Origin of the sequence: Syntrophotalea acetylenica, assembly GCF_001888165.1 — a bacterium.
GTDB lineage: Bacteria > Desulfobacterota > Desulfuromonadia > Desulfuromonadales > Syntrophotaleaceae > Syntrophotalea > Syntrophotalea acetylenica.
Genome location: NZ_CP015455.1, coordinates 747,454 through 762,765, shown reverse-complemented (window position 1 = coordinate 762,765; position 15,312 = coordinate 747,454). Strand labels below are relative to the sequence as shown.

Sequence of the window (15,312 nt, the reverse complement as noted above, 5' to 3'; positions counted from 1 at the left end):
GTCTGCGGCCGTCTGCGATGCGATCATGTCGTGTCGTAGCACGGGCCAATAAAACCAGCCGGCAAAAACCGGAGCCACAGTCGCTTGCCCCGACCGGACAGAAGGAGCCCAGCATGCAGCCACTGATCGTTGTCGCAGCCATCCTGAGGCAGCAGGAACGCGTTTTGATCACCCGCCGTCCCGCGCACAAACCCCATGGTGGTTTGTGGGAACTGCCCGGCGGCAAGCTGCGGAGCAATGAATCGCCACAGTGCGCCCTGCGGCGGGAATTGTGCGAGGAACTGGGGATCGAAGCGTCGGTGGAATGGATTTTTGACGTGGTGTACCACCGCTACGACTGGGGTCCGGTTCTGATCCTGGCCTACGAATGCCGCTGGCTCGAAGGCACCCTGCAACACCTGGAAGTGGAGGATCACCGCTGGATTCACCCCGGCGAAAGCGGCCGTTACCCCATGCTGGAGGCGGATCAACCGATTTTTGAACGCCTTGCTTGCCGGAAACCCGTTTGCGGAAACATTGCCGCCCTCGACAGCATGCTCAAGACCCGCCCTTAACCACCCAAAGGCAGATTGACGATAATCTCGGTTCCCTTGCCGGGCTGGCTGTGAACCGCGATGGTGCCGCCGTGGCGCTCGATAATGTGCTTGACGATATGCATGCCGAGCCCGAGACCACGTACGCCGCTGTTGAGATCAACGGCACGATAAAATTTTTCGAACATCCTGGCGATCTGCTGCGGCGTCATGCCGATCCCCCGGTCACACACCGAGATCCGATAGGCAGTGCCTTCGGAAGCTCCGCTTACTCTGACCACGGAACCTTCGGGGGAATATTTCACGGCATTGCTCACCAGGTTTTCCAGAACCTGCACCAGCTTTTGCCGGTCGGCCTGAACCCGGTGGCTGATCTCCGGCGCAAAAACCATCTCAAACCGATAAGCCGGAAACTGCAACTGAAAATGCTGCAGGATTTTGCGGCTGACCTGGGATACGTCAACCGTTTCCATGATCAGGGGGATTTCCCTTCCCGCGTCCATGCGGCTGATATCCAGAAGATCGGAGACGATGCGCTCCAGAACCTCGGCCTTGTCGTAGATTTCCGCCATGAATTCCCGCAGTTGTGCATCTGGAAAACCGCCAAATTCTTCCGGATGCATACAAAACTCGAGATACCCCATGATGGAAGTCAGGGGCGTGCGCAACTCATGGGCGGCGGTGGAAATGAATTCGGTTTTAAGCCGCTCCATTTCCCGCTCGCGGGTCATGTCCTGAAAAAGGACGATAACCCCCGGGCCGTCTCCCTGCAGATTGCGAACCTGCGAGGCCCGGGCTTTAAAATAAGTCTGCCGCCGGGCCGATTCGGCAGGCCAGGCCAGGCAGATTTCATCCACGGCTGAACCCGTCGCCACGTCCGCCATCAATCGACGTATGGCGTCGCTGACATTGCTGCCCGGACAAAGTGCATACACTGAGGCCCCCAGCGCTTGTTCCGCAGTGGTCCCGAACAAATCTTCAGCCGCGGGATTAAGCATGACGAAACGGCCGCCGCTGTCGACAACAATCAAAGCGTCGGTGATGGACCGCAGGATACTGTCGATTTTATCACGGGCATCCTCGGCTTGCCACAGGGCTCTTTTGAGATTAGCCTCCTGCTGCTTGCGCTCGGTGATATCCTCCGCCACCCCGCGGAACCCGCCCGGCCGACCGTCTTCACCGATGACCGGTACGCCGCTGAGCAGCAGACAGCGCTGTCTTCCATCCGGAGTCTGCCACCATTTTTCGACATTACGAAACCGGGTCGGGGCTGTCTCAAGGGCACGAAACAGAACCTGCCAGGTTTCCTGCGGTGCGGCATTGTCAAGTTCGGCAAGAGATCGCCCGACCAGCCTGTCCGCCTCGTAGCCAAGGATGTCTTTTGCCTTTTCCGAAAGATAGCGAAAGCGCCAGTTTGGCCCAACTTCCCAAATCAGGTCGCCTACCTCAAGGGCAATATCCCGGAAACGTCGCTCACTCTGACGAAGCCGCTTTTCGGCTATTTTCCGATCGGTGATATCCAGAGCCAGGCCAAGAATGCCTTCGATCTGTCCATCATCTCCCATCACCCGGGTGCGGATGACCCGATAATCGTGCAGGCAACCATCGGCGTGCATCAGGGACAGCTCGGTTTCCACCGGCCCCCCGGCTTCATACACCGCTGGATCATGCATGCCGAAAAACGTGCCGTACTCTCCGGCGCCTGCTGCAGGCAGCCAGGCGCCGGAGAGGATCTGCTCTTCGGAAACACCCAGCGTATCGCACACCTGCTGATTGACGAATACGACCTGCCGATTCCGATTCAGTATCCACAGAGCGAAAGGCGCCGCCTTGAAAATTGCGTCCAGTACCGGACCTCGCCGGAATGGGCGACGCCCCTTTGATATCGACAGACCCAGGCGCCTCGCATGACCGTATCCTGGTTCCATGCCAAAGCCGCCGGGCAGCAAATGGCCGGCATGGCAGACATAGCTGTGCCGAGCAAAGGCAACCTGCAATTCGGCAGGCGCGGCATGCTGCCGGGCATAGCCGCACAGAGCCAACAGCGGCATGTCCGCCATCGACTGGTTGAGCCACAACAGAAAATCACCACGTACCTGTTCGGGGATTCCGCAACGCTGCAACCAGTGCATATCCACAATGCACCTGCAGCCCGTGAACCCGGCAGCGGAACAATGCGCCCTGAGTTTCTCGAAAAAAACCTGCAAATCTGCCAGCCATGCGACCAGCATATCCTCATCATGCGGATGCAAAAGGCATCCTTTTTCCATGGCCCGTTGAAAGAGAATGGCGTCATCGGCACAACGCGTTTTCTGGCCCGTCCAGAATCCCGCGGGGAGCAGACAGCAGCCGCGTTCTCCTCGGGTCAGCCCCGCCGCCAGAAAACCGCTCGCCGCCTCCTGCCATTCCTGGTCCAGATCATAAACATAACAAACATGATCCTGCCATTCGAGATCTTCAATTTTCTGTTTGAAATTCCGGCCAGAAGCTACAATCCGTGTCATGAACGTCCCTTCAGCTTGCCCCCGGTAAAAATAAGTTGTGATCATTGTATATCATGATTTGCCGAACCCCATAAAAATATTTTCAGCTGAAGGCCATCCGTTTTTTCCTGTCCTGATGTGCCCGTTCGTGATATGAAAACCGGCATGATTATTCCCATGCAGCCTATCGGGTTCATTCATTCCTGCTTCCCGGACAAGTTCGGCATCCCGCGCCAGGCCGGGCTCGTCGCCGAAGCCTGCGCCACGCTGGAGTTGCTGCCGCCGTTCGACATGCCGGAGGCGGTCAGGGGACTGGAAGACTTCTCCCATATCTGGTTGATCTTCGTTTTTCACGCGCACCTGGACAGCGGCTGGAAACCGACTGTCCGCCCGCCGCGACTGGGAGGCAACAAACGGCTCGGCGTTTTCGCCACCCGTTCCCCGTTTCGGCCCAACCCCATCGGCCTGTCCGCTGTCGAACTGACAGGGATCGACCTGGAAAAGGGGCGTTCGGTCCTTCATCTGCGCGGAGTCGACCTCCTTGACGGCACCCCGGTTGTGGACATCAAACCCTACCTCCCCTATGCCGATGCCCTGCCCGATGCGCGAGGCAGTTTTGCCTCCGAAGCGCCTGACCGCTCATCCTTGCGCATCGATTTCGCGCCACAGGCGCAAGCCTTCTGCCATACGGCCGAAAACATCGGCCACTCCCGCCTTGAAACATTGATTCGCCAGGTTCTCGAAAACGACCCGCGGCCGGCTTACTACGCCAACCGCCCTGGGCGGCAATCTTTCGGCATGCGCCTGTTCGATCTGGAAGTGCAGTGGCAGATAGAAGGACAGCGAATCCTGGTGGTTTCCATAAAAAAAAGCATTCCATAAAAAAACAGGGGTCACTCCGCATGGAGGACCCCTGGATCAAATGCCGCAACTGCAGTATCAGTAGCGGCCGAATTCCGTATCGTCGAGTGCGATGACTTCTTCCGGCTTCAGATCTTGCTTTTTATTGGCCGACAAAGGTGCTACGACGGTCCTGGTATCGGTTGCCTTTTTGGCGGGTACTTCGGTAACCGCCGCGGCCCTGGCCGTACCCTGCGGCCGCTGATTTCGGGTTGACGTGCTGCTGGCACTGCGCATCCGGGATTCCTCCCGAGCTGGTTTGCCGCTCTGTGCGGATGTCTCGATCAGGAGTTGGCCCGACCTTGATGGCGGCAGTTTTTTGCCGGTTGGCAGGAACGACCTGGCGGCGCCACGCACCTTGAAACGCCCGACCAGTTCCTTGAGCTGGCCAGCCTGACCGCTCAGTTCTTCAGCCGCCGCCGCGCTTTCTTCGGCGTGCGCCGTGTTCTGCTGGGTAACCCGGTCTATCTGATCCAGACCCCGGTTGACCTGTTCAATTCCGGATGCCTGCTCGGTGGCGGCTGCCGCAATCTCGCCGACCAGATCGGTAACCTTGGCGGCTCCGGCCACGATTCCTTTGAATGCGGCCGCCGTCTTGTCAGCAATCGAGTTGCCGTTGCGGGTCTTTTCCGCTGAATTTTCGATCAGCTGAGCGGTCTCCTTGGCGGCCTTGGCGCTACGCGCCGCGAGGTTGCGCACTTCCTCGGCCACCACGGCGAATCCCTTGCCATGCTGACCGGCACGGGCCGCTTCGACCGCGGCATTGAGCGCCAGCAGATTGGTCTGGAAGGCAATCTCGTCGATCACCTTGATAATTTTGTTGATATCCTGGCCGGAGCGATCGATCTCGGACATCGCCTCGACCAGCTCCTGCATCAGTTTGTCACCACGCGCCGCAGCGTTGCGCGATCCCTTGGACAGGGAATTGGCCTGTTCGGCATTCTGTGCAGTGAGTTTGGTCTGGGAAGCCATCTGCGTCATGGAGGCGGTAATTTCCTCCAGCGAGGCGGCCGATTCCGTAGCACCCTGGGACAAGGTCTGGCTGGCGCCGGACACCTGCTCGGAGCCGACGCTGATCTGCCCGACGGCCGTCTGCACCTGCAGGACCAGCTCGCTCAGACGCGCGGTCATGGTTTGCAGAGCCTTGCCAAACTGATCACGGTCGGAAACCAGGCTGACCTCGGCGGAGAGGTCGCCACTGGCGACTTTTTCGGCCAGCTCGGCATGCCGGGTCAGGTTGTCCGCCATGACATCCAGCATATGGCCGAGTCGGCCGGTTTCATCCTTGTGCTTCATATGCAATCGGTGGCTCAGATCGCCATTGGCGATCTCCTCCGCCAGGTTCAGCGCCCGGCGCAACGGCCCGATGATCGCCCGGCTCAAAAACCATCCGCCGCCGACCGCCACCAACAGACCAAGGGCAAACAGAATCAGCGTATATAAAACCGTAACGCCAACCCGCTGCCGGGCAGCCTCCGCTTCCCGCGCGGCGGTTGTCTCCAGCAGTTCCGTCAGCTGATCGATGGGGGTGCGCATGTCTTCGAACAATTTTGCCGCATCTCCCATGCTCAGGGCCAGGGCGCTCTGTCTGGCTTCAGGACTGTCCTGACGACAATAGTCCAGAACCTGCCGGGATGACGCGCTCCACGCCTGCCGGGCTTTTTCATAGCGGGCACAGATGGCGCCGGTCGCCTCCGCGGGCAGCAGTGCCTTGGCAAGCCCCCAGCGCTCTTCGGACTGCTTGAGATTCTCCTCGTATTGCTGGACCAGGGTTTCAAAACGGGGATCGGCCGAAGCGGTCGCCAACAGGGAACGCTCGGCGACCATCAACTGCTGAAGGTCACGATCAACCTGCAGCAGATAATCCAGCGAAGGCAACTGCACCTGGTAAAACCGCTCCATCTGGCCGGCAACCTTGACCACATTCATGTAGCCCGCCCACCCCAGAAGCGCCATCAGCAGAATCAGCAGCGTAAAGGCCAGGCCCAACTTGCCGCTGATTTTCAAATTTCTGAACCATTCCATCGTCTCCCCCTTTTCACCCCAGATCCTGCCCGTCGGTCATCGATGCGCGCCAGGGAACCCGATGCATCCCTTCGACCGGGCACCGCTAATTGCCGGACAGCCCCCATGTTTCAGTCCACAAGACACTCCACGTCAAGCAGAATTTTCACTTCATCCTCGACCTTGCCGATGCCTTTGACATATTTGCCTCTGCCCGACCCCTTGCTGGCCGGGGGAGGCTCAACCTGCCCCGCCGGAATGTCCATAACCTCGTTGACACGGTCAACCACCAGCCCCATGGCATTGTCCACGACATTGACCACCACGACACAAGTACGCTCATCGTACTCACGAGCGGGAAGACCGAAGCGGGCGCGGACATCCATCACCGGAATGACCTTGCCGCGCAGATTGATCACGCCTTTGATGAAAGAGGGCATGTCCGGAACCTTGGTTATTTTCAGAATGCCTATAATTTCGGTTACATAGCAAATATCAATGGCATAGACTTCATCCGCCAGAGAAAAAGTGAGGTACTTGTCCTTCTGGGTATCCTCTTCGACAAAACCGAAACCGTCTTCCTTGCGCACCGTATTGTCCATTGTTTGAAACCACTCCCTTCGTCCTGTTATTTTTGGTCAGGTAAAAACCTTCGATGATGCCGCCAAACGACCGGTGCTGCAGTTCATCGAAAGGATAAAAGCCATGCCTTGTCCAACAGTCGGCGGTGTCCCGCTTTTCTCACCGCCAACCGACCGGCAGCAGATCGAGGAGGCCCCCGTCAGCGCTCGACACTTCCGCGATCTCCAATGGAAGCTACCCGAATGCTGCAAAATACATGCCCTCTTGCCTGGATCCGCTGTGCCCCATGCACCTGCATGGCGGCGCCTCCCGACAACGACAACCTGCGCAACGCGCCCTTCGCGCAGATGCCAGGCGTCTGAGCTTTTCTTGCTGCCATAACATGGGCAGGCATGGGGCACCTGGCGGGGACAACCGCCCCACTTCCGGGGCATGTTTACCGGACTGGCTTTCCGCAGCGGGCCGTGAAGCCATCCGAAGCCGGCCCTTACCGGGAGACGAAATGCCAGAACACCGAAGAAACGTCAACCGCCAAGCTTGCCGGTGCTGCTGCGCGTCAGCCAATGCGTCCACATGGAGAAGCCCCCTATGCAACCTCTCCGGGATCGAGTAATTGGAATTTCTCAATTTTGCGATACAGGGTCTTGCGGTCGATGCCGAGAAGCCGGGCAGCCTTGGCTTTGTTCCAATCGGTTTTCCGCAACGCCGCAAGGATAGCCTGCCGTTCATCATTTTCCGGCTCGCCATCAGGTTTCGACGTCGAAAGACGCGCTTGCAGAACCTCCTGAGGCAGGTGATGGAGGGTCGCGACCGGCTCCATGCAGTGAATCAGAATATGCTCCACCGCATGCTCCAGCTGGCGGACATTGCCCGGCCAGTCGTAATTCTGCAGGGCCTGCAGGGCTTCGGCGCTGACCCCCTGCAGATTGCGTCCCAACTCCTGGTTGTAGTGCCGGATGAAATGATCCACCAGACAGGGAATGTCTTCCTTGCGCTCCCGCAATGCAGGCAGTTGCATGGTAATGACCTTGAGCCTGTAATAGAGGTCCTGGCGGAATTCGCCACGGCGCACCTTTTCCTCCAGATCCTGGTTGGTGGCGGCAACGATGCGCACATCCACCTTGATGGGGGTGGCGTCGCCAATGCGCTCGACCTCCTTTTCCTGCAGCACCCGCAGCAACCGCAACTGCATGCGCGGCGAAATATCGCCGATTTCATCGAGAAAAATGGTTCCGCCGTCGGCTCTCTGAAACCGTCCGACATGATCCTTGATGGCGCCAGTGAAGGAACCCTTGACATGGCCGAACAATTCGCTTTCAAGCAGCGTATCGGACAAGGCTGCGCAATTGACCTTGACCAGGGGACGTTTTTTGCGTGTACCGGAAAGGTGCAGGGCCTCGGCTACCAGCTCCTTGCCGGTGCCGCTCTCGCCAAGGATCAGTACCGTGGAGGGCACCTGGGCGAGGTTTTCGATAAAACCGTAAAGTTCCTGCATTCTGCGACCCTGGCCGATCATGCGGTGGAAGGATTGCCGCTGATTGAGGCTGCGCTCGAGATCGTTGAGCCGCGTCTCGTCCCGAATGACCATGACCGCTCCGAAAAAATCTCCGTCGCGGTTCTGCAAAGGAGCCGTGGACAGGGACACCACCTGCTCGGGGCGCTCCAGGTGCTCGCAGGTCATGCGCTCCAGGGTCAGGGGACGGCGCTGCTCGAGGGTGCGGTCCAGAAGCTCGCGGCATCGCCCCGAACAGAGCATGGCCAAGGAACCGATTTTTTCACCGCGGTCGTCTTCCGCCAATCCACAGATTTTGCGCGCGGCACCGTTGAAGTCGGTTACCACCTCCGAGCAATCGACGGACACCAGACCGTCCCGGACACTCTCGAAAATAGCGGCGAGATTGGTACGGGTTTCGGATTCCCGATCGATGGCCCGCTTGTACTTGAGGGCGGATCGCGCCACCTGCAGAAGGTCCTTTTTGACGACCGGTTTGGAAATGTAATCATAGGCCCCCAGACGAACGGCCTCGCTGGCCGTCTCCACATTGGGAAAACCGGTCACCATGATCACCGGGGTGTTTTGATCGCGCTCCCGAAGGATGCGCAGCAGCTCGATGCCACTATGCCCGCCAAGCACGATGTCAGAAAATATCAGGTCAAATTTCCCGTTTCGCAATTGTCCCAGTGCTTCCTCGAAATCGGCCGCGGTGGAGACCCGGTATCCCTCCGCACTGAGAAAGCGTTCAAAGCTGAAGCGCAGGCACTTTTCATCATCGACAACAAGAATTCTTCCGGAAACTTCGACATCAGTGTTCATGGTTTTCCTCGGGTGCTGTGGGAAAAATCAGGGTAACGGTCGTAAAGTGCCCCTCACGGCTATCGATAAGGATTTCGCCCTGATGATCCTTGACGATGCCATGGCTTATGCTGAGTCCAAGCCCGGTTCCCTCCCCGGCTGGTTTGCTGGTGAAAAAAGGGGCAAGGACCTTGTGCCTTACGCCTTCGGGGATACCGATGCCGCGATCGTGAAAATCTATCCGCACCGACGGAACGTCCTGATTCTCGCAGGGACTGGCCTTGATGCTCAGGATCTTGTCGGGGGCAACAGCGGGATACTTCTTGTTCAGTGCATAGCGGGCATTGCTCAGCAGATTCAGGATCACCTGCTGGATTTCCTGGGCATGGGCAATGATCTCGGGCAGGTCGGCCGGCACGTCGAGCTGCAGCCGGATGCCGTCCTTGCGCAGCTGGGATTCGGTCAATGCCAGCGAACATGCCAGGGCATCCCACAAGTTCATGCGGTCCTTATGCTCCTTGCGGGTCCGCGCAAAAGCCAGGAGGTTGCGTACAATGTTGGCAATCCGCTCCCCCTCGTCGATGATACCCTTGAGAATCTCATGATCCTCCCGTGCGATATCGAGACTGTCGGCCAGCAGCTGGGCATAGTTGATGATACCGTTAATAGGATTGTTGATTTCATGCGCGACCCCGGCAGCCAATTCGCCGAGGGATGCCAGCTGGCCGGTGCGCAGGGACTCCTCGCGCAGCCGGATCTGGCGGGTGATGTCGCTGGCATAACGGATCACCTGCACGGTGGTGCCGGTTTTGTCCTGGACCGGGAACACCCGCACCTCCCAGCTGCGGCCGTCCCGGGTTCTGAGCTCCTTTTTCTGCGGGGCACCGGTGCGAAAGCAGGACAGCACCGGGCACTGCTCCTCCGCGCAGCAATCGCTGTTCCATAAAGCGCAGCATTTTTGCCCCGGGATATCCTGCACAGCAAGCCCAAGAGCGTTGGCCATACCGCGATTGGTGCGCACTACGGTACGATCCGGCGCAATCAGAGCGATCGGGTCGGGTATGCCGTCGAGCAGCGCCTGATATTCGCGGAACAGACGCTTGAATTTTTTTTCGCTCTGTCGCAGTGCCTGTTCGGCGACGATGCGTTCGGAAATATCCACCGCCACGCCGCGCACTCCGATGATACGGTTTTTACGCACCACCGGTGAGGCTGAAATCATCACCTTGAACCGGAAGCCGTTGCGCGCTTCGATCAGACATTCGCTGGCATTGACCGTCTCGCCGGCAAGCACTTTTTGAAAGTCCCGCACCAGGCGTTCGCGTTCCGATCCGGCCATCAGGTCAAAGACGCTGATTCCTCGCGCCAGATCTTCGTCGCTGCATCCGGTCATCTCCAGCGTCACGCGATTGGCAAACGTCAGCCGCCCGACAATATCTGTCTCGAAAACCGACTGAGGCAGCAGATCAGCCGTATCGCGAAATCGCGACTCGCTTTCCCGCAGTTCTTCCTCCACCTTTTTGCGTTCGGTAATGTCCAGGCCGACAGCCTGAATTTCCACCACCTCCCCAACTCCCCAACGATGGCGGTATTGCTCCAGCGATACCAGAGGCAGCGGTCATCGCCCCGCGGAATCGAGGTTTCATGATAGAGGGTGCCGGGCTGGGCGATCAGAAGCCGTATGTGCTCCTCCATAGCGGTCCGCTCGCAGGCTGACATTCTTTCGACGATTTTTTGCCCCAGCAACTCCTCGGGACGTTTTTTGTACAAGCGGCAATAGGCCTCGTTGACATAGGTCAGGGTGGTGTCGGGAAGCCAGCGGCAAACGGCTTCGACCTGGGTCTGGACCAACGCCCGATAGCGCTCTTCGCTGCGGCGCAGCTCGTCCCCTGCGCGCCTGCGTTCGGTGACGTCGCGCAGGGCGGCGATCACCTTGACCCTGTTTCCCTGGTGCATCAGGGACAGGGACAGCTCGACATAAAACTCCTCCCCGTTATGGTGCAACGCGGGCAGTTCGACATTCTGGCCGAGAAGATCGGAAACGGGGTCTCCTGAAAAAAACCGGGCCAGTCTGCTGCGGTGACGGTCGCGAAAGCGTTCCGGCAGCAAACCATCGAGAGGTTTGCCAAGGATTTCTTCCTCGGCATAGCCGAACATCTTTTCGGCAGCGGGATTGAAAATGACGATGCAGCCCTTGTCATTGATGCCGATCACGGCATCGTTGATGACCCTGACCACGGCATGGTAGCGCCGTTCGCTCCAGTACAGGGCCTGCCGGATCAGCTTGAGAGATCGCAGGCGGGGCAGCACCAGCACCAGCAGAAGGACCTGCAAAAGCACAAACACCAGCCCTCCGAGCAGCAGCCGGGTGTGCTGGCCGATGGTCCGCGCCGGCCCGTCGATGATAACGCTGTCGCCGGGCAGGTCCTTGAGTGAAATCTTCCAGGATTGAAGAGCGGGGTAAAAAAACACATGGCGGGTTGCTGCGAACCCTTTGCCATCAACCGCCGGGGATTCCTTGAGCACCTGCCGGAGCAGAACATGCGCGGCGGCCTGTCCTTGAACGAAACCATCCACCACACTGCCGCCAATGACCCCTTCCGTCAGATAATTGGACCCCATGGTCAGAATTTTGAATTTGCCCGATTCAGCGAGAGTCGCAACCGCCGCCGGGATCGGCACGGTACTGCCATCGGGGCTCAGCAATCCCCCCAGGGTGGTGAGAATCACGGTTCCCTCGACTTTTTCCGCAAGCTTGCCACGCAACTTGTACAGGGAACGGTCGGCCACCAGTTCATAGGCTAAGCCGGGAAAATGTTTCGCCATTTCCGCCTTTACCTGCCTGGCGATAAAATTATGGGAAGGCCCGCCATCACCGACAAAGTAGAGCTTTTTCAGGCCGGGGTCGATGGCCTTGGCAATCCGCACGTTGCCCGCCACATCCTTGCGCTCGTAAACTCCGTCCAACAGGGCGGTTTTGCCTGGTTTGCCCGGCCAGAGGTTGCAGACGCCGCTGAACACCACGGGTACCCCGGGGAACAGTTCCTGCCGGTAGCGAAGCAGCAAAGACAGGGCGTTGTCATCGGTGACGTAAATGGCGTCGAGATGGTAGCCGAGAAATTTTTTTTTCAGATACTCGGCAAAAAAGGCGGCGTAATCCGGGGTGTACAGGTTGCGTTTGGTGTCCAGATATTCGGCAAAAAAGGAAATTTCCCGTTGTGGGGCGCGCTGCTTCAGGGTCCCGACAAATGCGGCATGCTGGTCACGGGTCCAGTCGTACTCGATATGATAGGAGTGCAGCATCAGGATGTTCAAATCGCCGGCTGAAGCTGCGGCGGGACAGCCTATGGCCGCTGCCAGCAGCAAAGCGCACCGGCATCGCCCCCTGAAGTGCCTGAAAACCATAGAAAAAACAAACCGCACCGCGTATTACCACTTTCTCCGAAAAAATCCCGCCGTCCTTTTGCACAAAGGCTCCGGGGAGGATCACAATGACTTTGCCGCAGCGATTGTTCACTGTTGGCCACTGTCCCCGGACTGGCAACCGGATCGGCGCGGAAAGCATCGGACCCGATGAATCAGGGCGGTTGTCGAACTGTCATGCTCCCGCAAATCCCCCTCGCCCTGCAACTCGGACAGAATAGTGTCTGCAAGTTTTTTGCCGAGTTCCACCCCCCACTGGTCAAAAGAATTGACTCCCCATAACACGCCCTGCACGTAAATCTTGTGCTCGTAAAGGGCGACCAGGCTCCCCAGGGTGCGTGGAGCCAGTTTGCCGAACATGAACAGATTACTGGGACGATTGCCGGGAAAAACCCGATGGGGCGCAAGACGTTCAATTTCCGCCGTACCCAGCCCCTCCTCCCGCAATTGTCGACGGACTTCGTCTTCGGTGCGACCGCGCATCAGTGCTTCGGCCTGGGCCAGGCAGTTGGCCAGCAGCATATCCTGATGTGCTCCCAGGGCGTAATGGCTGCACGCCGGCAACAGAAAATCGACAGGCACCAGCCGGCTCCCCTGGTGCAGCAACTGGAAAAAGGCATGCTGGCCGTTGGTGCCGGGTTCCCCCCAGACCACCGGTCCCGTATCCCAGCTAACGGCACGACCTTCGCAGGTAGTTGTTTTGCCGTTGCTTTCCATGTCGGCCTGCTGAAGGTAGGCAGGCAACCTCTGGAGATGCTGGGCGTAAGGCACGATGGCATGGCTGGCCGCACCGAAAAAATTGATATACCAGATCCCCAGCAGCGCCATGACAACCGGCAGGTTTTTTTCGAAGGGTGCACTGCGAAAATGTTCATCCACGGCATGCGCGCCGGCCAGCAGTTCCTCGAAGCGCTGCATGCCGACAGCCAGGGCGATGGACAGGCCGATGGCGGACCACAGGGAATAGCGCCCACCAACCCAGTCCCAGAAGGTGAACATGTTTTCCGGATCGATGCCGAAATCCCGCACCCGCTGCCGATGCGTGGAAATGGCCACGAAATGGCGCGCTACATGCTGTTGATCGCCGGCACACCGCAAAAACCAGTCTTTGGCGGCATGCGCGTTGGCCAGGGTTTCCTGGGTACCAAAGGTCTTGGAGGCAACGAGAAACAGCGTGGTTTCCGGTCGCAGCCCGGCCAGGGTATCGAGAAGGTCGGCCGGATCGATATTCGAGACGAAATGCACCTTCAGGCCGGAGTGGTGGTATGGGGTCAGGGCCTGGACAATCATGCGAGGGCCGAGATCCGATCCGCCGATGCCGATATTCACCACGTCACGGATCCGCTCGCCGGAAAAACCGCGCCATGCGCCGCTGTGCACCCCTTCGACGAAGCTTCGCATCTGCGTCAACACCGCGTTGACGGCCGGCATGACATCCTCGCCATCGACCTTCATGGGGCGGTTGGACCGATTGCGCAGCGCCACGTGCAGAGCCGCGCGCCCTTCAGTGCAGTTGACCGCCTCTCCGGCGAACATGCCTTCGATACGGTCCGCGAGTCCACACTCCCGCGCCAGATCGCATAACAGTTCGAGGGTCTGATCGGTGATGCGATTTTTGGAGAAATCGAACAGCAGATCCTCGAACTGCAGCGAAAAACGCTGCATCCGCCGATCGTCGCGGTCAAAAAGATCGCGCATGTGGCTACCGGAAACCTGCCGGTGATGTTCCTGCAAGCGTTGCCATGCCCTGGTCTGGGTCAGCACGGTACCTCCTGTGTCCAAAGTTGATCGGTTTTGCCGCGCAAGGCGTTTCGGCTCGAACCTTCGGCGCATGCCGTTTCGGTTTATCCTTTTGCAGACGATGCCGTCACCTGCTTTCGCCCCAATGAAAACACAAAAAAGGCCGATTTCCAGTCACTGCGAAAATCGGCCCGCGGTTTTATCTTTTTTCCGGTCCTCCCGGTGGCTCCTCCTCGACCAGCTTCCAGGCTTCAGCCACCAGGGCATCGGCCAGCTCGCCTTGGGGAACCTTGCGCAGCACTTTACCACGCCGGAAAAGGATCCCCTGTCCCTTGCCTCCGGCAATGCCGAGATCGGCTTCGCGGGCCTCGCCGGGACCATTGACAACACACCCCATGACCGCCACGGTAATAGCCAGCGGCAGGTCCTTCAGTCGTTGTTCGACTTCTTCCGCCACCGAAATCAGATCGATCTGACACCGCCCGCAGGTGGGGCAGCTGACAAATACCGGGCCGCGCTGCCGCAGCTGGAGGGACTTGAGTATCTCCCAGCCGACGCGCACCTCTTCCACCGGATCACCGGTCAGGGATACGCGCAGGGTATCGCCGATACCGTCGTACAGCAGCGCGCCGAGGCCCACTGCGCTTTTAATGGTTCCGGCCCAGGTGGTGCCGGCTTCGGTGATGCCGATATGCAGAGGATAATCGACCTGCACGGCCAGCAGGCGGTAAGCCTCCACCGTGCGCCGGATATCCGATGCCTTGAGGCTGACCTTGATTTCCCCGTAACCGAGATCTTCCAGAATGCGAATATGTCCCAGAGCGCTTTCCACCATTGCCTCGGCGGTAGGATGACCGTAGCGCTCCAGCAGATCCTTTTCCAGAGAGCCGGCATTGACGCCGATACGAATCGGCACACGGCGCTCGGCGCAGGCCCTGACCACTTCCTCGACCTTCCAGCGCGCTCCGATGTTGCCAGGATTGAGACGCAAACCATCGACGCCTCCCTGCAGGGCCATCATGGCCAGCCGATAATCAAAATGGATATCGGCAATCATCGGCATGGCGCAATCGGCACGGATGGCGGCCAGCGCCAGCGCGGCCTGTTCGTCGGGAACCGCACAGCGCACAATCTCGCAGCCTGCCGCGGCCAGCCTTTCAATCTGCGCCAGGGTCGCGGCAACATCGCTTGTCGGGGTACTGCACATCGACTGAACGGAAACCGGTGCGTCGCCGCCAATGGCGACACTGCCCAGTTGCATCGGCCGGGAAATTCGTCTCATAGGTTCTGCTCCTGGAAAAACGGTATCGGATGGCATCCGGCTGGCTGTTAAAAACCGGCCAGCGGAACCCAA

Annotated in this window: 10 protein-coding genes; 2 read left to right on the top strand and 8 right to left on the bottom strand. The window is 58.9% G+C overall.

Translation table 11 applies throughout. The annotated features are described in order from the left end of the window. Positions 1 to 113: 113 nt before the first annotated feature. A complete protein-coding gene (locus A6070_RS03530; protein ID WP_072287088.1) occupies positions 114 to 554 on the top strand; it encodes a (deoxy)nucleoside triphosphate pyrophosphohydrolase in 441 nt (146 codons plus the stop codon). Here A6070_RS03530 and A6070_RS03525 read toward each other — a convergent pair. Further along, on the bottom strand, positions 551 to 3,037 hold the full coding sequence (locus A6070_RS03525; RefSeq protein WP_072287087.1) for a PAS domain S-box protein: 2,487 nt from the start codon (positions 3,035 to 3,037) through the stop codon (positions 551 to 553). The genes A6070_RS03530 and A6070_RS03525 overlap by 4 nt on opposite strands. 144 nt (positions 3,038 to 3,181) lie before the next feature. On the opposite strand from A6070_RS03525, the gene tsaA reads away from it, so the two are divergent. Beyond that, the gene (gene tsaA, locus A6070_RS03520; protein WP_072288121.1) at positions 3,182 to 3,898 is read left to right on the top strand and encodes a tRNA (N6-threonylcarbamoyladenosine(37)-N6)-methyltransferase TrmO; all 717 of its coding nucleotides are present in this window, start codon (positions 3,182 to 3,184) and stop codon (positions 3,896 to 3,898) included. Positions 3,899 to 3,955: 57 nt separating this feature from the next. Here the strand turns inward: tsaA and A6070_RS03515 are convergent, their stop codons facing one another. The 7 genes from A6070_RS03515 to ispG form a co-directional block, all read right to left on the bottom strand. Next, a complete protein-coding gene (locus tag A6070_RS03515; protein ID WP_072501959.1) occupies positions 3,956 to 5,941 on the bottom strand; it encodes a HAMP domain-containing methyl-accepting chemotaxis protein in 1,986 nt (661 codons plus the stop codon). Positions 5,942 to 6,051: 110 nt separating this feature from the next. Beyond that, entirely contained in the window at positions 6,052 to 6,522 is a 471-nt protein-coding gene (locus A6070_RS03510) for a chemotaxis protein CheW (RefSeq protein ID WP_072287084.1), read from the bottom strand. Positions 6,523 to 7,088: 566 nt separating this feature from the next. Beyond that, positions 7,089 to 8,816 (bottom strand): sigma-54 dependent transcriptional regulator, encoded by a 1,728-nt coding sequence (locus A6070_RS03505; RefSeq protein ID WP_072287083.1) that lies wholly within the window; start codon positions 8,814 to 8,816, stop codon positions 7,089 to 7,091. Then, complete coding sequence (locus A6070_RS15940) at positions 8,806 to 10,311, bottom strand: PAS domain-containing sensor histidine kinase (RefSeq protein WP_236718919.1); 1,506 nt, start codon at positions 10,309 to 10,311, stop codon at positions 8,806 to 8,808. Before A6070_RS15940 ends, A6070_RS03505 begins: the two co-directional genes overlap by 11 nt. After that, the gene (locus A6070_RS15290; protein ID WP_158515867.1) at positions 10,215 to 12,110 is read right to left on the bottom strand and encodes a PAS domain S-box protein; all 1,896 of its coding nucleotides are present in this window, start codon (positions 12,108 to 12,110) and stop codon (positions 10,215 to 10,217) included. The genes A6070_RS15940 and A6070_RS15290 overlap by 97 nt, the downstream gene beginning before the upstream one ends. Before the next feature lie 198 nt (positions 12,111 to 12,308). Beyond that, on the bottom strand, positions 12,309 to 13,982 hold the full coding sequence (pgi, locus tag A6070_RS03475) for a glucose-6-phosphate isomerase (protein WP_072287081.1): 1,674 nt from the start codon (positions 13,980 to 13,982) through the stop codon (positions 12,309 to 12,311). Between the two features lie 175 nt (positions 13,983 to 14,157). After that, the gene (gene ispG / locus A6070_RS03470; protein WP_072287080.1) at positions 14,158 to 15,240 is read right to left on the bottom strand and encodes a flavodoxin-dependent (E)-4-hydroxy-3-methylbut-2-enyl-diphosphate synthase; all 1,083 of its coding nucleotides are present in this window, start codon (positions 15,238 to 15,240) and stop codon (positions 14,158 to 14,160) included. Positions 15,241 to 15,312 lie beyond the last annotated feature (72 nt).

Coding starts and splice junctions, on each gene's coding strand:
- A6070_RS03530 (WP_072287088.1), top strand. CDS start 114: ATGCAGCCACTGATCGTTGTCGCAGCCATCCTGAGGCAGCAGGAACGC.
- A6070_RS03525 (WP_072287087.1), bottom strand. CDS start 3,037: ATGACACGGATTGTAGCTTCTGGCCGGAATTTCAAACAGAAAATTGAA.
- tsaA (WP_072288121.1), top strand. CDS start 3,182: ATGATTATTCCCATGCAGCCTATCGGGTTCATTCATTCCTGCTTCCCG.
- A6070_RS03515 (WP_072501959.1), bottom strand. CDS start 5,941: ATGGAATGGTTCAGAAATTTGAAAATCAGCGGCAAGTTGGGCCTGGCC.
- A6070_RS03510 (WP_072287084.1), bottom strand. CDS start 6,522: ATGGACAATACGGTGCGCAAGGAAGACGGTTTCGGTTTTGTCGAAGAG.
- A6070_RS03505 (WP_072287083.1), bottom strand. CDS start 8,816: ATGAACACTGATGTCGAAGTTTCCGGAAGAATTCTTGTTGTCGATGAT.
- ispG (WP_072287080.1), bottom strand. CDS start 15,240: ATGAGACGAATTTCCCGGCCGATGCAACTGGGCAGTGTCGCCATTGGC.